The organism is Legionella micdadei, from assembly GCF_000953635.1.
In the GTDB taxonomy this organism is placed as follows: domain Bacteria; phylum Pseudomonadota; class Gammaproteobacteria; order Legionellales; family Legionellaceae; genus Tatlockia; species Tatlockia micdadei.
Genome location: NZ_LN614830.1, coordinates 998,598 through 1,019,921 on the forward strand (window position 1 = coordinate 998,598; position 21,324 = coordinate 1,019,921).

Sequence of the window (21,324 nt, forward strand, 5' to 3'; positions counted from 1 at the left end):
TGCACTTTTATAAGGTAGCGAGCTAGGTCGTGTTGATTTTTCGTTATTTAGCCAAAGAAGTTTTTGTAACTTTAGCGGCTTTAACAAGCATATTGATGCTGATTTTCATGTCAAATCAGTTTGTGCGTTATTTGAATCGCGCCGCGAGTGGTCAAATACCTGGCATGATCATCATGAAATTGATGATGCTAGAAATGCCTAATCTTATGGGATTACTCCTGCCCCTTGGGTTTTATGTGGCAATATTGGTGGCTTACGGGCGTTTGTATGCAGAAAGTGAAATGCCTGTGTTGCATGCTTGTGGGTATGGACCAAACCAATTACTTAAGCATACTTTGGTGATGGCTTCCGTGGTATTTGTATTAGTGACTATCCTCATGACTTGGGCAAGCCCAATAATCAACACGCAACGCACAATCTTGTTGCGTACTTCAGGGATCCAAACGCTCGTTCAACTTATTGTTCCTGGGCGATTTCGGGCAGAATCCGGGGGAAAAAAGATTTTTTATGTTGAATCGATGAACCGTGATCACACAAAAGCGAAGAATGTTTTTTTAGCTCGCCATGTTATGAAAAATAACACGCCGCAGTGGGATATTTTATGGGCAGAACAAGCTTTCGCTGAAACTGATCCTAAAACATTTGAAGATTATATCGTTATGCAGCGAGGGCATGCTTACGAGGGAACAGCGGGTTTAAACAATTATCAAACAGCGGAGTTCGAGCAATTTAAAGCGCGATTGCCGCATCCCAAGATTGATGATTTAGATAAAGATTTACGGACAGCGCCCCTAGCCAATTTATTGCCGCTCAGCAATCCTGATAACGCTAAGGCCGCGGAGTTACAATGGCGCTTATCAGTGCCTATTATGGTGTTTGTGCTCACTCTGGTCGCAGTACCACTTAGCCGTGTTAATCCACGCTCTGGTAAGTACGCCAAACTATTACCCGCACTTGTCCTTTATATTATCTATGCAAACTTTATCTTTGTGGCGCGTGATTGGTTGGCAGCGGGCAAAGTGCCATGGTGGATTGGTATTTGGTGGTTACATCTTAGTATGGCAATGATAGGGATAGGGTTGATTTGGCGTAATCGGGTGAAATTATCGTGAAATTACTTGATCGCTATATTGCCAAAACTGTACTCGCCACTATTTCTTTAGTGACCCTGATGCTCGCGGGGTTGCAAATATTTATTCTTTTCGTCAATCAGCTTGATGATTTGGGTAAAGCTGATTATGGCATTGTGCAGGCAACGTTCTATGTGCTCTTGCAAATGCCTTATCAAGTGTATTTATTTTTCCCTATGGCCAGCTTGCTAGGTTGTTTGATTGGTTTAGGCATCATGGCTAATCACCGTGAATTGGTAGTCATGCGGGCTGCAGGTATGTCGATAGGCCAAATCACCCTTGCTGTGCTTAAAGTCGCTATGGTAATTATCTTGTTTGTCACGATAATCGGTGAAACGATAGTTCCCAAATTAGCGCATTTAGCTAATGATCAAAAAATGCAGGCTTTAAGCGGGGGGCAAACCCTTCGCACGGCTTCTGGAGTTTGGCTACGGCATAAAAATGATTTTATTTTCATTGGTGCCATTCTCCCTAAAAATAACCTAGTATTAGTTTATCAGTATCGTTTTGATGAGGAACATAACTTGCGTGTGGCACGGATGATTAACCAGGTTAATCTGGTGAACAATCGCTGGGTTGCCTATTCTATTCAAGAAACCGATATTAACAAAGAAAGTACAATGTCTCGTTTTATTCCATCGATGTTATGGGACGTTAATGTCAAGCCAAAAATTCTTAGCGTAAGCAGCAATGAACCTGACGAAATGACTTTGCATGAATTAAAGCAATTTTTACGTGACCAAAAAATAAGTCATCAAAGTGCTTTAAATTATCGTTTGGCGTATTGGCAACGAATAATTCAGCCATTAACAACAGTGGTTATGATGATTCTTGCTATTCCCTTTATTTTTGGCCCCTTGCGCTCATCGACTATGGGTTCTAAGTTATTGGTTGGTGCAACGGTCGGATTTGGTTTCCATATTATGAACCGTTTTTTTGGTCCTATAAGCCAGGTTTTGCAATTGTCACCTGAGCTTGCGGCCATCGGCCCCACGTGTATATTTGCTTTGTTGGGGCTTTATTTGATGCGGAGGATGAGGTAGTGGTTATTTTCCGTCATTTATTTGAAGTGATGTTAAACCCTTTTTTTCTGGTTCTATTGTTTTTTACTGTTCTTCTAGTGTTACTTTGGTTCATTGGAGACCATCGTTTTATTCGGGGGGGGCTAGTATTAGTTCTTGTTTTGTTAATTTTTTTTAGCACGGGCTGGTTTGTCCAAAGTTTAACTCGCAATCTGGAAGATGAATATTCGCCAATAACAAAAATTAATCCTGCCATCCATTGGGTTGTGGTACTCAGTGGTGGCCAGTCAGATAGGATTGACATGCCAGCAAATTCGCTTTTATCGAATGTAAGTATCAAGCGTTTGCTGGAAGGGCTGCGGTTATACCGACAATTGCCCGCAGCCAAATTGTTATTATCTGGAGGCGGTTATGGTTTTGAAGTGCCCGAGGCCAATCATTTATCCGAAATTGCTTCCTGGTTTGCTATTCCGCAAAGCGATATTGTATTAGAAACAAAATCGATAAACACCGCTGACCAAATTAAAGCGATTAAGCAAATAGTCCACAAAGAACCTTTTTATTTAGTGACTTCTGCAATTCATATGCCTCGTTCAATGCAACTTTGCCAAGCTCAAGGGTTGCACCCCATTGCGGCTCCCACAGACTATACACTCTACTGGAATGATGAGCGCTGGGCTAAACGTTACTTACCTAATCCCCATAATCTATTCTACTTAAGCGTGGCAATGCATGAGCTTCTGGGAAGGGCTTGGTTAAAAATGCGTGGTGAGTTATAGGCTGTCTAACAGCTCCTTTTCGTTGCCAGTATTGTCATAAGAAGTGCAAATTTTTACTAACTCTCGAAAATTAAATAGAATGGGTATAATCCTTAAGCAAAATTGGGTAAAATAGGCCATTTTATTTTTTCCCTGTAGTAAACCATGCCAAAACGTACTGATATCAAATCCATCCTCATCCTCGGCGCAGGTCCTATCGTTATTGGTCAAGCATGTGAATTTGATTATTCAGGTACACAAGCAGTAAGGGCTTTAAAAGAAGAGGGTTATCGAGTCATCCTTGTAAATTCGAACCCAGCGACCATTATGACAGATCCCGAACTGGCTGATGCTACTTACATTGAGCCGGTGCAATGGCAAGAAGTAACTCGAATCATTGAAAAAGAACGTCCGGATGCTTTATTGCCTACAATGGGAGGGCAGACTGCACTGAATTGTGCCTTAGATTTAGTGCGCGAGGGTGTTTTGGAAAAATATTCAGTGGAAATGATCGGTGCTACAAGAGAGGCAATTGACAGAGCTGAGGATCGTGACAAATTCCGCCAACTCATGAAAAAAATTGGTTTAGAAATGCCTCGCTCAGCAATAGCACACAGCTTGGAGGAAGCGTTTCAAGTCCAAGCACAGCTAGGTTTTCCTGCCATTATACGCCCCTCATTTACCATGGGCGGCAGTGGAGGCGGTATAGCTTATAACCGAGAAGAGTTCGAAGAAATTTGTACTCGCGGTTTGGATTTATCTCCCACAAGAGAATTACTCATTGATGAATCGGTATTGGGATGGAAAGAATTTGAGATGGAAGTCGTGCGCGATAAAAATGACAACTGTATTATTGTCTGCACGATCGAGAATTTCGACCCAATGGGAGTCCACACAGGGGATTCCATTACAGTTGCCCCTGCTCAAACTTTAACGGATAAAGAATTCCAGCGTATGCGTGATGCTGCGATCAAGGTTTTGCGTGCAGTGGGGGTTGATACAGGCGGTTCGAATGTCCAGTTTGCCATTAATCCCGAAGATGGCCGTATGCTTGTCGTGGAGATGAATCCACGGGTATCAAGAAGTTCTGCTTTAGCTTCCAAGGCGACTGGCTTTCCTATTGCTAAAGTGGCAGCAAAACTTGCTGTAGGATATACCTTGGATGAATTAGAAAATGAAATCACCGGGGGCAAAACACCAGCTTCGTTTGAGCCGAGTATCGATTATGTTGTGACCAAAATTCCTCGATTTAATTTTGATAAATTTCCTCAAACACCAAACACGCTCACTACGCAAATGAAATCAGTAGGTGAGGTAATGGCGATTGGTTCTAATTTCCAAGAGTCACTGCAAAAAGCTATTCGTGGTTTGGAAATCGGCCGATCTGGCTTAAACCCGCTATTCAAAGAAGGAGAAGATATGGCACGATTACGTGGTCATCTCCTTGAACCAACTCCAGATCGATTGTGGTATATCGCTGATGCTTTCCGTCTTGATATGTCATTGGAAGAAATTCATCAGGAAACAAAAATTGATCCTTGGTTTCTCGCTCAAATTCAGGAGCTTGTCCTGATAGAGCGCGCTGTCACTGGGAAGTCAATACTTGAAATTAACGAAAACACCATGCAGCAGTTAAAGCGTCGCGGCTTTGCTGATGCGTTCCTAGCTAAATTATTTTATTGCAGCGAAGATCAAGTGAGAGCCCATCGCCTGAAATTAGGTGTGGTTCCGGTTTACAAGCGAATTGACTCTTGTGCTGGTGAATTCCCTAGCGATACAGCTTACCTTTATTCAACTTATCAAACTGCATGTGAAGCTCGACCAGATAAGGACAAAAAGAAAATCCTCATTTTGGGAGGTGGACCGAATCGCATTGGCCAAGGAATTGAATTCGATTATTGCTGTGTGCACGCAGCGATGGCTTTAAGGGAAGCGGGCTATCAGACTATTATGGTCAATTGTAATCCCGAAACGGTATCCACCGATTTTGATACCTCTGATCGCCTTTATTTTGAACCGTTGACGCTGGAAGATGTTTTATCCATAGTGGCTGTTGAAAAGCCTGAAGGTGTGATTGTCCATTATGGTGGCCAAACGCCGCTTAAATTAGCTCGTCAACTGGAGGCAAATGGCGTTACCATTATCGGTACTTCCCCCGATGCAATCGATCAGGCAGAAGACAGGGAACGATTTCAGAAATTAGTCACTGAATTAAACCTCCATCAACCTGCAAATGGTACGGTGCGTAGTGAAGAGGAAGCCATAGAATTAGCCAAGCGAATTGGCTATCCATTAGTTGTTAGGCCTTCTTATGTTTTGGGTGGGCGTGCTATGGAAGTGGTTTACCAAGAAGATGATTTAAGACACTATTTAGCGCATGCTGTAGAAGTTTCTAACGACTCTCCTGTTCTTTTAGATAAATTTTTGAATGATGCGATTGAAGTGGATATTGATGCAGTTTGTGATGGTGAAGAGGTCATGATTGGTGGAATCATGGAGCACATTGAGCAAGCAGGCATCCATTCAGGGGATTCAGCTTGCACGCTGCCTCCCTTTAGTTTAAGTGTTGTAGTCCAACAAGATCTCATCGAACAAATTCGACAAATGGCATTAAAACTGGGGGTAGTGGGATTAATTAATGCTCAGTTTGCAATCCAGGCAGATGACATCTATGTGTTGGAGGTAAACCCGCGTGCTTCGCGTACGGTTCCTTTTGTTTCCAAAGCAACGGGTCTTCCACTAGCAAAAATTGCTGCGCGTTGTAAAGTGGGTCAAAGTTTAAAACAACAGGGTTTAAGCCAGCACTATCCGATGCCTGCTTTTTATTCAATTAAATTGCCGGTTTTCCCGTTTATTAAATTTTCCGGGGTCGATTCAATTCTAGGTCCAGAAATGAAATCAACTGGTGAAGTGATGGGGATTGCTAGGCGGTTTGGACAAGCTTATGCGAAGGCTCAGTTGGGCGCCAGTTGCAATATTGTCAAGAGAAGGCGGGCATTCGTATCTGTACGAGATGCAGATAAGACGAAAATTGGCGAAATAGCCAAGAGACTCATCCAGCTGGGTTTTGAGATTATAGCAACACGCGGAACAGCCTTGGCCCTTCAGGCTGCCGGTATAGATTGCCGGCGTGTGTTTAAGGTTGCGGAAGGACGACCCCATGTTGTCGACTTTATTAAGAACAACGAAATTGATTTTATTGTGAATACAACGGAGGGAAAACAAGCTACAGCTGACTCATTTGCAATTAGGCGCAATGCATTGCAACATAAGGTTAGCTATACTACAACTTTATCTGGTGCCGAAGCAGCTTGCTTGGCAATGAAATATGAAGACCGAGAAACGGTTACTCGATTACAAGATTTACACTAGAGGTGGATATGCAAAAGCATCCTATGACAGTTCAAGGAGCAGAGGCGCTCAAAATGGAATTACATCGTTTAAAAACCGTTGAGCGCCCGCGCATTATCGAAGCCATTGCTACTGCCCGCGCGCATGGTGATTTAAAAGAAAATGCTGAGTATCATGCTGCACGTGAGCAACAAAGTTTCAACGAAGGTAGAATTCAAGAATTAGAGGCAAAATTGGCACATTGCCAAGTAGTTGATATAAGCAAACTACCAAATAATGGCAAGGTTATCTTTGGTGCTTTTGTCAGTTTACTGCATGTGCAAACCAATATGGAGATTACTTATCAGATTGTGGGTGAAGATGAAGCTGATATCAAAATAAACAAAATCTCCTATAGTTCACCGATTGGGCGTGCGCTCATTGGCAAGTTGGTCGAAGATGTCGTTACCGTAGAAACGCCAGGAGGGTTGGTAGAGTACGAGATTATTAATGTCGATTATATTCTACAAGAGGAATAAACGCTCAAATTATTTTTTTAAATCAGTAGGTTGGGTCAAAACGGCCAAACCTACTCCGCTAGTACAATGCTTCTTGGACATGCTCCTGGCAAACTCAGCCCGAGCAGGAAACGGCCATATTTTACATGTCTTGCGACAAAACCTTTATTCAAATTATGGGAACTCGAGCTATTATCACTCCAGGCTTGTACCTTACTTAGGGAAGATAATAAAAGGGATTAGGCAGTTTAAACCCTCTTTGTGCGTAACCTCCTTGTAAATCGCTGTATTGATCCCCAATGGAGGCAATCACCGTATAGCCCTGGTTAGTAATTGATTTTCTTGCCTGCGATTTAAAAGGAATGATTGTTGGTTGGCTGTAGCTATCTGGGCGAAAATAAAGCCCCGCCCAGTGGTTATAGCCGGCACGTAAGAGATTTGTTCTCGTTGCTCTTAACATTGAAATAGGCCTGCCTGTCACAAAAAAGACAGCGACATGATGTTGGCGGGCATTATTGTAGAGAGACAGCATCGATTTAATGACTGGGGCATCAGCCGCCAAGAGGTTCTTCTGGACTTGGGCACTATCTGAATTAAAATGCCGTTTAGCCATTCTTGGGTAGTTACTTAAGCTTGTTTCATCGATATCAAGAACAATTGCTAACTTCTTTTTTCTATTACCAAGCTGTTCATTGGCCGCTGCTTGCTTAAGAATATACTCTTGCGCCTGGGCAATCACACAAGCAAGTTCTTTTTGATAGGCGCCAGTGTCGTGATAAGCCTCAAGTTCTTTTTTTAGAATACTTAAGTTAAGTGGTTCAGCGAAAGACAGTGAAGTAAATAAAGCAAAACTTAAGGCAATGAACACTTGATTAATGAACCTAAAAGGTATTTTTTTCATTGGTTATCCATTAAAAGAATTTAGCCGGCATTATAAGAGGAAAAATCTGCCTGTCAATTGTACAATATGATTTCGTATTGTCTATAAATTGTAAACACGAAAATAACATCTGTTTCTACATTGAAATTGGATTCCAACTTAAAAATAGGGTATCATTCGCCTTTTGCTTTAAATAGAACTAATTTGGTACTATATTACTAAATAGGACTAAAATAGTACTGATTAACCGGTCAATCGTAAATAAGACCGATTTAGTACTAGATAAATTGATCTGGGGGTGGTAGTATGCTGCGCATCAGCAAATTGGCCGATTATGGAACAGTTGTGATGGTGTATTTGGCAAGACGCGCACAAACTCTTTGTAATGCGCGTGATATTGCTTTGCATACACACCTCAGTATTCCGACAGTCAGCAAATTATTAAAACGGTTAACTGCTGCAGGATTATTAACTTCAGTACGCGGTGTCAGTGGTGGTTATCGTCTGCAACGCCCCGCTTCTGAAATTTCTGTGACGCAAATAATCTCTGCACTAGAAGATCAGCTCGGGTTAACAGAATGTAGCTTGCATCCTAATGAATGCTCATTACAACAAGTGTGTCATGTTCAAGGTAACTGGCGATTAATAAGTCAGGCGATAGAAACCGCACTTGATAGTGTGAGTCTGGAAGTGCTGGCAAAACCATCTCTCCCGACGGCAAACGTTGAGCGCATTAAGCAGTTAGCAAGTGGAGTGAGTCATGGCTAAAAGCAGTGAGCAAATTAATTCTCTACTCGAAAGAGAATACCAACATGGTTTTGTAACCGACATTGAGGTGGAGACTTTTGAACCTGGTTTGAATGAAGAGGTCATCCGCCGTCTATCCGCAATAAAAGGTGAACCTGAATTCTTACTCGAATGGCGTTTAAATGCATTCAGGCACTGGCTAACTATGCCTCATCCGAATTGGTCAAGTGTGCATTACCCGCCCATTGATTACCAAACTATTTCTTACTACTCTGCGCCAAAATCGAAGAAAGACGGACCTAAAAGCCTTGATGAAGTCGATCCAGAATTATTAAAAACGTATGAAAAACTGGGTATCCCGCTTAAAGAACAGGAACTGCTTGCTGGTGTGGCTGTTGATGCAGTGTTCGACAGTGTTTCAGTTGCAACGACCTTTAAAGCGAAATTGGCAGAAGTTGGCGTAATTTTCTGTTCTTTTTCTGAGGCTGTTCAAAAACACCCGGATTTAGTGCGCCAATACCTAGGTTCAGTCGTACCTTATCGCGATAATTTTTATGCAGCGCTTAATTCAGCTGTTTTTAGCGATGGTTCTTTTGTTTATGTGCCTAAAGGCGTGCGTTGTCCTATGGAACTATCTACTTACTTCCGCATCAATGCCGCTTCAACAGGACAGTTTGAACGCACTTTAATTATTGCAGACCGTGATAGCTATGTCTCTTATTTAGAAGGATGTACAGCGCCCATGCGAGATGAAAATCAATTGCATGCTGCTGTTGTTGAATTAGTTGCTCTTGATGGGGCGCAGATAAAATATTCAACTGTGCAGAACTGGTACCCGGGGGATAAAGAAGGGAAAGGAGGAATTTATAACTTTGTAACCAAGCGCGGGGCTTGTCGTGGTAAACGCTCCAAAATCTCTTGGACACAAATTGAAACGGGTTCCGCGATTACCTGGAAGTACCCAAGCGTTATTTTGCAAGGGGATGATTCAGTTGGTGAGTTTTACTCTGTCGCATTAACGAATAACTATCAACAGGCTGATACTGGCACTAAAATGATTCATTTGGGTAAAAATACCCGATCGACCATTATTTCCAAAGGAATTAGTGCTGGCCGAGCACACAATGCGTATCGTGGTTTAGTCCGCATCGCTCCCACCGCGGCTAATGCACGTAATTATACGCAATGTGATTCGATGTTGATGGGATCTCAATGTTCAGCACACACTTTTCCCTATATTGAGGTTAAAAATCCAACAGCACAGGTAGAGCATGAGGCAACCACCTCAAAAATCAGCGAAGAGCAATTATTTTATTGTCAGCAAAGGGGCATCGACATGGAAGATGCTGTGTCGATGATTGTGAATGGTTTTTGTAAGCAAGTATTGAAAGAATTACCTATGGAATTTGCAGTCGAGGCAACGAAGCTATTAGGTATCAGTTTGGAAGGGGCAGTAGGTTAATATGTTAAACATTAAACAATTAAGTGTCGCAATTAATGGGCAACCTATTTTAAAAGGCATTAACTTGGACGTTAAGCCAGGTGAAGTGCATGCCATTATGGGACCGAATGGCTCGGGTAAAAGTACTTTATCAAAAGTGTTGACTGGTCATCCTGCTTACGAAGTAACTCATGGCGAAATCAGCTATTTAGACCAAGATTTGTTGCCAATGGCGCCTGAAGAACGTGCGCGGGCAGGTATTTTTATGTCGTTTCAATACCCCGTTGAAATTCCAGGGGTTACAAATATTAATTTTCTTAAAGCCTCAGTGAATGCTGTACGCAAAGGGCAAAATAAAAAGCCGCTTGATGCCATTGAATTTTTAAGTTTTATTCGCGAAAAATGCCAACTGTTGGATATGGATGAAAGCTTTTTATACCGCAGTATTAACGAAGGTTTTTCAGGTGGTGAGAAAAAGCGCAACGAAATTTTGCAGATGATTGCGCTTGAACCTAGACTAGCTATCCTTGATGAAACGGATTCTGGTTTGGACATCGATGCATTACGGATTATCTCCCAGGGCGTGAACACGATGCGCTCACCTGAGCGTGCGATTATTTTGGTGACCCACTATCAACGCTTGTTAGACTACATTGAGCCTGATTTTATTCATGTGTTAGCCGATGGACGAATCGTTAAGTCAGGAGATAAATCACTTGCTATTGAGTTGGAGAGAAAAGGGTATAGCTGGCTTGAGGAGACGGAGCAAGCATGAGCGATGTCATTGAGTTCTATCAGCAACAGGCTAAAGGATATTTTTCGACGATTCCTTGGTTAGCTAAGTTACAGGAAAAGGGATTGGCTGAGTTGCAACACTTTGGTTTTCCAACTCGTCATCAGGAAGATTGGAAATATACTCTGGTGGATTCGCTTCTTTCCCTGCGTTTTACTCAGCAACCCTCCAATCAAACAACACAGGTTAAGACAGGCATTAAATTGCCTTTAAATATTCACGTACTGGTGCAAAATGGCCAAGTCTTTAATGAAGCCATACCGATTAGCGATTTACCCCCCGGTGTTTTGATTGAATCGCTAGCTACTGCTTTGGAACAGCATCCTGATAAAATAAAGCCTTATTTAGGCCAAGCTTTGCATCATGAGCATGGTTTTCAGGCTTTAAATACAGCAATGTTACGGTGCGGTGTAATTGTTTATTTGCCTGCCGGAGTATGCATCGAAGATCCGATTATCCTTTCTCATTGGCAGGATCAAGAGAATCAAGCGGTTCATAGTCGTTTTGTAATCATTGCCGGGGAAGGCAGTCAGGCAACGATTGTGGAGGACTACAGTGGCGTTGGGGCTGGTAATTATTTCACTAATACGGTCACTGAAGTGTTTGCTGCTAAGGATGCCAGATTGGCGCACTATAAAATTCAGCGGGAAGCGAAATCAGCTTACCACATTGGCCATCTGTCAGTGAAACAAGCAGGAGGCAGCCGATTCGAAAGCCATGCTTTGAACTTAGGGGGCAAGCTGGCGCGCAGCGACATTAGTCTACACTTACAAGAGGAACATGCGCGATGCTTGCTAAATGGTATCTATGTACCGACTGAAGGTCAACACATCGATCACCATACTGCTGTTCACCATCAGGTACCAAATTGCCAAAGCGAACAGGATTATAAAGGTATTTTAATGGGGCGCTCTCGAGCAGTTTTTAATGGCAAGGTAATCGTCGCTAAAGACGCGCAGCATACTCAAGCCCACCAGCAAAATAAAAACTTACTGTTGTCTGCGCAAGCCGAAATTGATACTAAACCGCAATTGGAAATTTTTGCTGATGATGTCATTTGCACGCATGGAGCAACAGTGGGGCAATTGGATGAAGAAGCACTGTTTTATTTAGCAACGCGAGGCATAGGCCGTCGTGAAGCAAGCAGCTATCTAATTCATGCTTTTGCTGCCGATAATTTACGGCTTGTATCCAATCGCATTTTGGCTGATTGGATGGCTACTTTATTAAATGAGCAATTGGGGTAAAAAAGATGAATACCGTTACAGCCTTAATTGACACGTTAAATATCGAGGCGATTCGCCGCGATTTTCCAGTGCTTAATCAGAAGATAAATGATTACCCACTGACTTATTTAGATAATGCCGCGACTACGCAGAAACCACAAGCCGTGATTGATGCTATAACGCATTATTATTCCCATGATAACTCAAATGTACATCGTGGCGTACATACTTTAAGCATGCGTGCTACACAACAATATGAAGCTGCGCGAAATAAAGTTCAGCGGTTTATTCACGCTAATTCGGCAAGGGAGTGTATTTTTGTTCGTGGCACAACCGAAGGCATTAATTTAGTTGCCCAAAGCTTCGTGGCACCAAGAATTCTACCCGGTGAAGAGATTCTCATTACTCACATGGAGCACCACTCGAATATTGTGCCATGGCAAATGGTGTGTAAAAAAACAGGTGCCCGCTTAAAAGTTGCTCCTATTTCTCTTGACGGTGACGTGCTGTTAGATGAGTTTGAAAGAAGTTTGAATGAGAACACAAAGTTTGTTGCCATTTCCTATGCATCCAATGCCTTGGGAACAATAAATCCAGTGAAACAAATGATTGAAATGGCGCATGCCTACGGGGCATTGGTGCTCTTAGATGGCGCACAGGCAACAGCACATTTGCCCGTTGATGTCCAGGATTTAGATTGTGATTTTTATGCGTTTTCAGGCCATAAAATGTATGGGCCGACCGGTATTGGTATTTTATGGGGTAGAGAATCGCTATTGGATGATATGATGCCTTACCAGGGGGGGGGTGAGATGATCAATTACGTAACCCTTGAGGCCACTGAATATGCTTCGTTACCCCACAAATTTGAAGCGGGAACACCTAATATTGCAGGGGCAATTGGGTTAAGTGCGGCTATGGATTATCTTTGGTCTTTAGACATGGAAGCCATTTCAGCTTATGAAGATCGATTACTTGATTATGCTACGGAAGCAATTAAATCAGTTAAAGGATTTAATATCGTTGGCACAGCAAAGAAAAAAGTGCCTATTGTTTCGTTTGTACATGGCAAAATCCATGCGCACGATATCGGTACTATTTTAGATAGTGCAGGAATCGCGATTCGTAGCGGCCACCATTGTGCGATGCCATTAATGGACTTTTTGGATGTGGCTGCCACAGCGCGAATTTCGATGTCTTTTTATAATACGACGGAAGAAATTGATCGTTGCGTCCAAGCATTACACAGGGTAAAAGAGGTATTTGCATGATGGAGTTACGTGAGCTGTATCAAGAAATCATTATTGATCATAATCGAAATCCTCGAAATCATCATACCATGGCAGATGCAACTGCAGAGGCTAAAGGGTTTAACCCGTTGTGCGGCGATAAGTTAACCGTTTATTTAAAGGTAAAGGACAGTAAAATCACTGACATCAGTTTTCTTGGTTGTGGTTGTGCTATTTCTCAGGCCTCTGCTTCGCTCATGACGGAAGCTTTGTGTGGTAAGACAGTGCAAGAGGCACACGAGCTATTTAATCGCTTTCATACTATGCTCACCAGTGATGATGAGTCGCAAGAGTTCGCTTTAGACAAGCTTGCTGTTCTTGCGGGAGTCAAAGCTTACCCAGCGCGGGTTAAATGCGCTACCTTAGCGTGGCATACCTTGGAAGCTGCACTGAAGAAAGAGACAGTCACTGTTAGCACGGAGTAATTATTATGTTTGGCTTGAAAAAGAAACAGGATAATGAAACTTTAAAAAACAGTGTGATTGCAGCACTTAGGACGGTATTTGACCCTGAAATTCCAGTTAACATTTATGACTTGGGTCTTATTTATGATATTGCAATCAATGAAGAGAAGCATGTCCACGTTCAAATGACTCTGACCACTCCTGGTTGTCCTGTAGCACAGACATTTCCAGGTACTGTAGAGCAGGCGGTTAACCAAGTTGAAGGGGTGAGTGACTGTACAGTGGAATTAGTTTGGGATCCGCCCTGGAGCCAAGAACGAATGACAGAAGCAGCACGCCTTGAACTGGGGATTTTTTATTGATGAATAATGAACCCCTTTGGCAGCCTTCCGCCTCCATTGAAACGTTGCGCCAACGAGCAAAATTATTAAATCAAATACGAAGTTTTTTTTACCAGCGTGATTATTTGGAAGTAGAAACGCCAACCTTGTCGCGTTTTGGTATTACTGATGTTTATTTATCGAATATTGTGGCGACTTTTAGAGGTCAGCCTTATTACTTACAAACCTCCCCCGAATACCATATGAAACGTCTATTAGCGGCGGGTAGTGGTCCAATTTTTCAATTGGCAAAAGTATTTCGTGACGATGAACTAGGCCGCTGGCATAACCCTGAATTTACCATGCTGGAATGGTATCAACTTAATGTGGATCACCATGGGCTAATGGATGAGACGGATGCGCTACTTCAAACTGTATTGCAGTGCCCTCCAATGCACAGAAAAACCTATCAGCAAGCCTTCTCAGAAACCTGTGATTTAGATCCGCTGGCTGCGTCGCTTTCTGCGCTTAAAAGAACATTACAACGGTTTGAGCTGGATAATGTGTTAGCACCAGACGAGCAAGATCCTGATCAATATTTGTTTTTGTTAATGAGCCATGTTGTCGAACCCGCATTAGGGAAAGAATCTGTGCCGGTGGCAGTGTATGATTTTCCTGTGTCGCAAGCCGCACTTGCAAAAATTAATCATGGTGTTGCTGAGCGCTTTGAAATTTATTTCAAAGGCGTTGAACTGGCGAATGGTTTTCATGAGCTTACTGATGCGAGTATGCAAGCAGCACGCTTTCAAACCGATTTGATAGCTCGGCGTAAAAAAGGGTTGCCTGAGCCTGCGCCAGATGAATACCTATTACAAGCCTTAGCGAATGGTTTACCCCCTTGCAGCGGTGTTGCCTTAGGAGTGGACAGGCTGTTAACTTTAGCGCTAAAAGAACCCGCTATTGCCAAGACATTATCTTTCGATTTCACCAGAGCTTAAGCCTAATCTTGTGAAATTGATTTGAAAAGATTAACTCAGTGCAGGACAAAAAACAAAATTACTTTTTGCCTCCAAGGTCAACATCCTTCTGTTCATCCGGTGTTGTTGCATAAATGCCTTACCTTACAGAGAAATGTTAAAGAGTTGCCTTTATTGTTCATAATTCCTTAAGAATACCCCAGTACAATCAGCTATTCTTTTAATAATATTTTCATAGCATGCGTGTAATCAGTAAATTCATTTTAGATCAGTTGAAAGAGAATCCTGAAGTTATAAAAATCCCAGCGGAACATTTCGGCACAACTTCATTATTCAATTATTTTGGGGATATATTACCCTTAGCAAGTATTGCTTATGAATGGGGTAATATTTTATTGTCCCAGAACAATTTTCAAAAATATAGCTTAGAAAAGCATTCTTGTTCTCTAGCCACATATTTAATAGAAGAGTTTTCCCTTTCTCCGCGGAGTGCAATTGGCTTATCTGAACAGCTAATTAAAAAAATTGCGTTTCACCAAGGTCAACTTGATGAAATGATACTTCATAAATCTTTTGAAGGATTCGATACGGCAAAACTTTTAAAACTCAGTAATCAATGGTTACAAGAAACTCAAATAGCCTCTATTAATTGGAAACAAATGGCCTATGTGGTTGTTACTAATGGCGTAGCGTACGCGATCCCAGGGGGAGTTGCGGCTAAACTAGGATTTTATGGGGCTTATAGATTGTTGGGGAGTTTCATCACATCTTCTGAAAATAGTCTTTCTCTGGATGATAGCAATGATCAGGTTGAGGAGCAAAAACCTCATTATAAGCGCTCATAAAACAATTACCTTTGATAGAGTATCAATTATGTTAATTTGAATTAGAATATGATATTTTCGCCTCATTAAATCATATCGGTTTTGGGATATAATAATGGGTTGGAATGAGGCAAAAATTCAATTTCAAATTGCGCTTGAGCAAGACTATTTAAATTCTTCTATAAGCAGGCATTTTTTTAATTCAGAGAATTCCAAAAAATCTGTTTTTTTCTGCAAAGGAAAAAGATTTCTAAAAAGCATTGAGGAGCTGAGAAACTTTTTCAATCCGGAAGCAGAAATACTATTTGAAGATATTTTAAATGCAGCAACAAAAATTTTAAAAAATCCTGAAGAAGGCCACCAAAGCCTAATAGAAAACATAGATCATTTAAAAGGAAGAATAAAGAAACGAGAAGAAGTAAGATCATGTACTGGGGTGGGTAATTTTTTAGCAAATTCTATCTTTGCCGCTGTAGGCAGTGCACTTGCAATGGCAGGAATATACACCGTTTACAATAGTATCGCCCTTTTAAGCACTGGCGCATTTGTGCTTGCTTCAGGACCCATGCTTTGGTTAGCTATCGGCATAGGAGCTATTTTAATAGGACTTTTTATCGCTGGAATGACCGCTTATGACGCCTACACGAATTATCGTTTTCATAAGGAAAGTCAGATTAAAGAAATCGAAGAATTTGCCAATTTGCTGAGCCCTCATTGCTCTGTTGACGAGGAACAATTAGACGGGAGTTTGGCAGAGAAGGAGACTGATTATTTAGCCCACACTTAGGAAAATTGAATGGTTTTCTATTGTTTTTGATTAAATCATGATATTTTGCTTTTAGCTTTAACATGAAATTGTAAATGAAAAACCATGCCTTCAAAAACCATTATTTCATTTAGTGATGCGGAAGCATTATTTCAAAAAGAACTGAATAGTTATTTGCATGACGCTTTATTCAGGAGTAGTCTCACTTCGCGTGCTATTAAGAAAAAACATGACATCGTTATTAAGGGTAGAAAATTCTTAAAAAGTATTTCGGAATTAAGTGGTCTTGATTACCTGCAGATGGAAGGAGATTGCACGCGAATCCTAATGGATGCGGTTCGTGTTCTAAGAGTCCCTTCTTCAAGGGACAATTACTTTCAACTTTGCATTAAAGTCGATGCTCTTAAAGAAACTTGGCAACAAGATAAAAGCGTTAATTACGCTGCAGCCGGCTTAAATATAGTTACCAATTCCTTCTTTTATATTGCAGGTGTGACCGCTGCAACAGCAGGTGCAATGGCTGTGGGAAAAGCGATAGGTGCGATTGTTTTTGGGGTAGTATTAGCAATGAGCCCATGGGGGCTGCTTGCTTTAGGAGTGGGTATCACGCTCGTAGGCATTTACATAGCGGGTTTAACTGCTTCTAAAATTCACCAAGGTTATAGGTTTTGTCGGGATCACCAAATGGCAGAGATTACTGAATTCGTTGATTTTATAAATCCTGATCCTTCTCGCTCCTTGCGGGCAGAGGTTATGGATTCAGAGCCTCATCAATCTGAAACAGCTACATTGGGCTACCAGCAGGACTAACTAATCAAACCCTTATTCAAATTCATGAGCTAAGGCAGTTGTTAACTCCGGATAATGAAATTGATAACCTGAATCCACAAGCCGTTTCGGCACAACGCGCTGTCCTTTAAGCAACAAGCATTCGCCCATTTCTCCGAATAAAGTCTTTACAACAACAGGGGGAATTGTCAGGAACAAAGGACGATGCATGGCTTTGGCTAGTGTGCGTGCAAATTGCGCTTGGCTAACTGGTATAGGAGCCGTGATATTAAATGAGCCAGTGAGTTGTGGATTATCTAATAAAAATAAGTAAGCACCTATGACATCATCGATATGCACCCAAGAAATTATTTGCTTGCCATCACCCAGAGTAGCCCCTAAGCCCATATAAAAACTGGGGAAAAGCTTCTTGAGCATTCCTTCTCCTTTTTTTAGTACAACGCCAAAACGGGTGATAGTGACAGGTATGCCATAATCGATGGCCGGTTGGAGTGCGTTTTGCCAACGAATACAGATCTCACTGAGGATGTCGTGAGGTTGGTTAAAATTAATTAGACTAGTTTCATCAAAAGCCTTAGGATCATCATTATTTTGCATCCCGTAAATCCCCACAGCATTTGCGCAGTAAAAATGGGGTTTTGCTTTTTGGTTCATGGCCCAATTGATTAAATCGGTGGTTGTACTGACACGTGAGTTAATAATTTTCTGTTTAACTTTCTCACTCCAGCGAGACCCGCTAATGTTATAGCCGGAGAGGTTAATGACCGCATCGAAAGAGTGAGGATCTAAATCCGCTAGTTTTTCCCATGTGCAAACTTTTATCTTTTTTGGGAAGCATTTTTTTAATTTGTCTTCGTTTCGTCCAAGAGCGGTAATCGTATGCTTTAAACGGAGGGCATTAATTAAATTATGGCCAATAAACCCACTGGCTCCTGCAATCAATATATTCATCCTGATTCCCTTAATAATTTGATTCGCTGTATACCAGCATAGCTGGGCTCGCTTTTTTTCTCAATGTATGGAAGGGATCTTAACTGCGGTTTCTAAGCAGGTTTTTCTAGTCGACACAAATTTTGAAAATGGCATTGCTGACAAACTGAGACGCTTACTGGCAGTGGTGGGCAGTAGCCCTGGCTGAATTCGGTTGCTAATTGTTGCAATTGAACCTTCCAAGATTCCCTGTACTCAGCCCAATGTTCATCTTTTTTGATAGGGGTTAGACCTGGTAAATTATGATTTTGTTCACTTAATCCTTTACAGCTAAATTGGCCTGTTTTTAATTGGGCAAATAAGAGTGCATTGATGGTTTCATCCAATAAAGCATAAAGTAAAAGCTGAGGTTCTTTGGGTCGTTCCTCTTTCCAGGGAAGACTTTGGGGAAAACTGCTTTTGTAATCGATAACCCATTTTTTACCCTCCTCGACTTTGTCGAGCCTATCAACACGAACGCGAAAGTCCATTCCTGCTAAATGAATCATAAATTCTTGTTCCAATGCTTCGATCTCGAAAGATGGGCGCAGTCTTTCCCAGTGTAGACAAGCATAAACTAAACGTTTGAGCCTTGAAAATTCAACTTCTTGTAATAATGATGAGAAGGAAACGTTCCGCTTAGCAATTACAGGTTCTAACGATTGCTGAATTGCTTGTTCAATACGTTCCTCTAATTCGTCTTCCCTGAGATTTAAAAAGGATCGTTGGTTTTTTAAATCCTTCCAGAATAATTCCATGATTTTATGAATAATTTTCCCTCTTTCTTTCATATCAGTCCCATCAGAAGTTTCTAGGGGAGTTTTAGCATGTAAACGATGTTCTGCGAAAGCGCGGAAAGGGCATTTTGCTTGATTTGCTAAAATCGCAGTACCTCCCGCTGCTTTCTCGCTAGGAGCTAAAGGTATTTGATAATTTTCTACATTATGAACTAAAAATGGGGTGGTTACTGGGTTAGCAGTTTCGATTGCAGGAAATGGGGGTAAATGTGCTATTAAAGGACTCGGCATATTGGGTTTATCGTCACTGAACCGAGGGTAGCTGTAAACCACATGATCGCTGCTGTTAGTGAACCGGTTTAGTGTTTTTATGGCTAATTGCAGTTCGCGCTGAAGGCATGCATGTGGCATCAATTTTTCACGTTGCAATGAAACAGGAATGTAGGGGGAAAGTCTAGCATTTTTTGGTAAAGATTGGTCAGTCAGTCCAGTCACCCACAAGCTATTAAAAGTACATCCTGCTGCCTCCAATAGTCCAAGAATTTGAATGCTGGCTTCAGCCTTTTTAGGTTGAAAAATGGTTGATTTTGCCAAATGAATTAATGCAGATAATGCTTCGGTTTTCGTCATCTCTTTTGAAATGAATTGAAGAGCTTTAAATTCATCAAATAAGGATAAAAACCGCTGATAGCATTGGTAATTCGCCGAGTTTAGCGGGTACTCGCCAGGGAAGCCTAAGGCAGCCAAGCGTTTCTTAAAAATAATTACCCAGTCTGAAGAGGGGTTTTTTTCAGGATATGGAGCGATGCCCCTTATTAGTTCAGCTAACTTTGGGGTGAAGCGATCGAGCTCTTTAAGAAAGGCAGTTTGCTCAAAACAAGGTTCTTGCAACACCTTGCTTTCCTCCATAAGTTGAGCACGAGCAAGCATTTCTGTCTGCGAATGGCCAAGATAAGAGGAATGAAGCAGAAGGCGTGCTTGCTCAGCACTGAATTGATAACCATCAAGGTCAAGCCAGCAAAGTGCATGAGCCACTAAGGGGTAATCTGCTAAAGATTGACCAAGGGAAATATTAAATTGCTCTGGTGAGAACTGTTGCTGTAGAAGTCTTAGCAAACGTTTTGCTTGGGCTTTTAGATCAGGAACGACAACAGCGATTCGTTTTTCTCCTTTAGAAAGGCGTTCCGTGATCCAGCGCAGCAATTGTTGATATTCATCCGTTTCATCTTGAGCAGCATAGAAATGAGGGCTACTGGATTTAGCCTCTAGGTCATAATGATAAAGTTGACAATCCTCTTCGGCGAAATACTGCTGTAATGCACGCTGCTGTGGCGTGTAATCATCAAAGCAAGCCCACACTATAACTTCATGGTGCGAATAGTTTTTATGTGTAAGTAAGTAATTGGCTAATTCAGGCTCTGTAATTGCATCGATTCTTTTAAGTTCTTGCAGGAACTCCATAGCCCATTGCTGAAATTGGCGTGTTTGTGGTGTGGATGCAAAGGAGGGATGAGTCAAATCAATTTGCCAAAAATGGCAACGAGTCCATGTTTCTATTACGGCTTGTAGTAAGCCTTCATTAACAAGATAGAGGTGTCTTGTAAGAATTTGTCGCCAAAGATAACAAAACTGTGACGCTGATAACAGGGATGGATGAGAAATTTTAGGATAGGTATGGCTCAATTTCTTAAATTCGGTTTGCAGAAAAGCAGAATAGGGGAGGCATTGCGGTTTATCTTGTACGGGGGTGCCATTGATAGTAAAAAAACCAGTAATTAATTCATTACTTAGCCGATTATTAGGCGTAATAACTGTCGCCCCATTGTTCATAAGGGTAAGCAAGTGTTTTTTGGAAAGAGGGTTATTCATCATTGGGTGAATCGGACTTAGTATGAGTTTCAGTATTGAGGCGTTGTTTATCGGCAGTAATTAAACCTGGCAGAAAATGTTTGTTAAAGTAAATGGAAACCAGGCCGCTGAGTGGGATAAACCAGGTGCCTATCACGATAAGGAGTGAAACGAGGATGGCACCGTAAACAACAAAGTAATCTTGCCAATGCTGAAGGCGGCTTGAGAAGAGAGGATCAGTGGAGTAATAATGAATCAAAACGAATAGACTCCCAAGGATTAACGCAACACAAGCAAGCAAAATACCAATGAGGAACGGACGGAACCAATGACTTTTCTTAGCTAAGGCTTTACCGAATAACGCCCCAATTAAAGCACCGATGATCAATGAGATGAAAATGGAAGGGAGGAGGGGCAAAAGCCCTTCATCCCGTAGCGACAGTAAAGTGTACTTAGTAAACAGCGTAAAGAGAAAAGCATAGATCGCAAAAAAAATGGCTCCAGCAATTCGGGGACTAAATTGGGCAAGTTTGTTGTTAGGGTCAGTATTCATTAT

20 protein-coding genes are annotated in these 21,324 nt (G+C 41.7%); 16 read left to right on the forward strand and 4 right to left on the reverse strand.

The genetic code is table 11. From position 1 onward, the window contains the following. Positions 1-29 precede the first annotated feature (29 nt). The 5 genes from lptF to greA all read left to right on the forward strand — a co-directional run bounded on the left by lptF (position 30) and on the right by greA (position 6,779). Entirely contained in the window at positions 30-1,112 is a 1,083-nt protein-coding gene (lptF, locus tag LMI_RS04535; protein ID WP_045098734.1) for an LPS export ABC transporter permease LptF, read from the forward strand. Continuing rightward, positions 1,103-2,173: an LPS export ABC transporter permease LptG gene (lptG, locus tag LMI_RS04540; RefSeq protein WP_052679451.1), complete on the forward strand. Its 1,071-nt coding sequence runs from the start codon at positions 1,103-1,105 to the stop codon at positions 2,171-2,173. The genes lptF and lptG overlap by 10 nt, the downstream gene beginning before the upstream one ends. After that, positions 2,173-2,931, forward strand: a complete 759-nt coding sequence (locus LMI_RS04545; protein ID WP_148315095.1) for a YdcF family protein — start codon at positions 2,173-2,175, stop codon at positions 2,929-2,931. Before lptG ends, LMI_RS04545 begins: the two co-directional genes overlap by 1 nt. Positions 2,932-3,075: 144 nt before the next feature. Next, positions 3,076-6,282 (forward strand): carbamoyl-phosphate synthase large subunit, encoded by a 3,207-nt coding sequence (carB, locus tag LMI_RS04550; RefSeq protein ID WP_045098736.1) that lies wholly within the window; start codon positions 3,076-3,078, stop codon positions 6,280-6,282. An 8-nt stretch (positions 6,283-6,290) separates the two neighbouring features. Next, entirely contained in the window at positions 6,291-6,779 is a 489-nt protein-coding gene (greA, locus tag LMI_RS04555) for a transcription elongation factor GreA (protein WP_045098737.1), read from the forward strand. 196 nt (positions 6,780-6,975) lie between these two features. Here greA and LMI_RS04560 read toward each other — a convergent pair whose 3' ends face one another. Beyond that, a complete protein-coding gene (locus LMI_RS04560; RefSeq protein WP_045098738.1) occupies positions 6,976-7,659 on the reverse strand; it encodes an HAD family acid phosphatase in 684 nt (227 codons plus the stop codon). 285 nt (positions 7,660-7,944) lie between these two features. On the opposite strand from LMI_RS04560, the gene LMI_RS04565 reads away from it, so the two are divergent. From LMI_RS04565 to LMI_RS04615, 11 genes are all read left to right on the forward strand, one after another. Then, positions 7,945-8,406, forward strand: coding sequence for an SUF system Fe-S cluster assembly regulator (locus LMI_RS04565; protein ID WP_045098739.1), 462 nt, complete (start codon positions 7,945-7,947; stop codon positions 8,404-8,406). Further along, a complete protein-coding gene (gene sufB / locus LMI_RS04570; RefSeq protein WP_045098740.1) occupies positions 8,399-9,847 on the forward strand; it encodes a Fe-S cluster assembly protein SufB in 1,449 nt (482 codons plus the stop codon). The genes LMI_RS04565 and sufB overlap by 8 nt, the downstream gene beginning before the upstream one ends. Before the next feature lies 1 nt (position 9,848). After that, a complete protein-coding gene (gene sufC, locus LMI_RS04575) occupies positions 9,849-10,601 on the forward strand; it encodes a Fe-S cluster assembly ATPase SufC (RefSeq protein ID WP_045098741.1) in 753 nt (250 codons plus the stop codon). Continuing rightward, positions 10,598-11,866, forward strand: a complete 1,269-nt coding sequence (gene sufD, locus LMI_RS04580; RefSeq protein ID WP_045098742.1) for a Fe-S cluster assembly protein SufD — start codon at positions 10,598-10,600, stop codon at positions 11,864-11,866. The genes sufC and sufD overlap by 4 nt, the downstream gene beginning before the upstream one ends. 5 nt (positions 11,867-11,871) lie before the next feature. Further along, positions 11,872-13,116: a cysteine desulfurase gene (locus tag LMI_RS04585; RefSeq protein WP_102010541.1), complete on the forward strand. Its 1,245-nt coding sequence runs from the start codon at positions 11,872-11,874 to the stop codon at positions 13,114-13,116. Next, positions 13,113-13,559, forward strand: a complete 447-nt coding sequence (gene sufU, locus LMI_RS04590) for a Fe-S cluster assembly sulfur transfer protein SufU (protein ID WP_045098743.1) — start codon at positions 13,113-13,115, stop codon at positions 13,557-13,559. Before LMI_RS04585 ends, sufU begins: the two co-directional genes overlap by 4 nt. Before the next feature lie 5 nt (positions 13,560-13,564). After that, positions 13,565-13,900 (forward strand): SUF system Fe-S cluster assembly protein, encoded by a 336-nt coding sequence (locus tag LMI_RS04595; RefSeq protein ID WP_045098744.1) that lies wholly within the window; start codon positions 13,565-13,567, stop codon positions 13,898-13,900. Continuing rightward, complete coding sequence (epmA, locus tag LMI_RS04600; RefSeq protein WP_045098745.1) at positions 13,900-14,856, forward strand: elongation factor P--(R)-beta-lysine ligase; 957 nt, start codon at positions 13,900-13,902, stop codon at positions 14,854-14,856. Before LMI_RS04595 ends, epmA begins: the two co-directional genes overlap by 1 nt. Positions 14,857-15,074: 218 nt before the next feature. Beyond that, on the forward strand, positions 15,075-15,680 hold the full coding sequence (locus tag LMI_RS04605) for a hypothetical protein (protein ID WP_045098746.1): 606 nt from the start codon (positions 15,075-15,077) through the stop codon (positions 15,678-15,680). A gap of 94 nt (positions 15,681-15,774) precedes the next feature. Then, positions 15,775-16,446, forward strand: a complete 672-nt coding sequence (locus tag LMI_RS04610; RefSeq protein WP_045098747.1) for a hypothetical protein — start codon at positions 15,775-15,777, stop codon at positions 16,444-16,446. An 84-nt stretch (positions 16,447-16,530) separates the two neighbouring features. Next, positions 16,531-17,235 (forward strand): hypothetical protein, encoded by a 705-nt coding sequence (locus LMI_RS04615; protein ID WP_045098748.1) that lies wholly within the window; start codon positions 16,531-16,533, stop codon positions 17,233-17,235. A gap of 12 nt (positions 17,236-17,247) precedes the next feature. Here LMI_RS04615 and LMI_RS04620 read toward each other — a convergent pair whose 3' ends face one another. From LMI_RS04620 to LMI_RS04630, 3 genes are all read right to left on the reverse strand, one after another. Further along, on the reverse strand, positions 17,248-18,165 hold the full coding sequence (locus tag LMI_RS04620; protein WP_045098749.1) for a TIGR01777 family oxidoreductase: 918 nt from the start codon (positions 18,163-18,165) through the stop codon (positions 17,248-17,250). Between the two features lie 92 nt (positions 18,166-18,257). Further along, complete coding sequence (locus tag LMI_RS04625) at positions 18,258-20,792, reverse strand: PD-(D/E)XK nuclease family protein (RefSeq protein WP_231852236.1); 2,535 nt, start codon at positions 20,790-20,792, stop codon at positions 18,258-18,260. Beyond that, positions 20,782-21,321 carry a hypothetical protein gene (locus tag LMI_RS04630; RefSeq protein ID WP_045098751.1) on the reverse strand — a complete coding sequence of 180 codons (540 nt, stop codon included), beginning with the start codon at positions 21,319-21,321 and terminating at the stop codon, positions 20,782-20,784. The genes LMI_RS04625 and LMI_RS04630 overlap by 11 nt, the downstream gene beginning before the upstream one ends. Positions 21,322-21,324 lie beyond the last annotated feature (3 nt).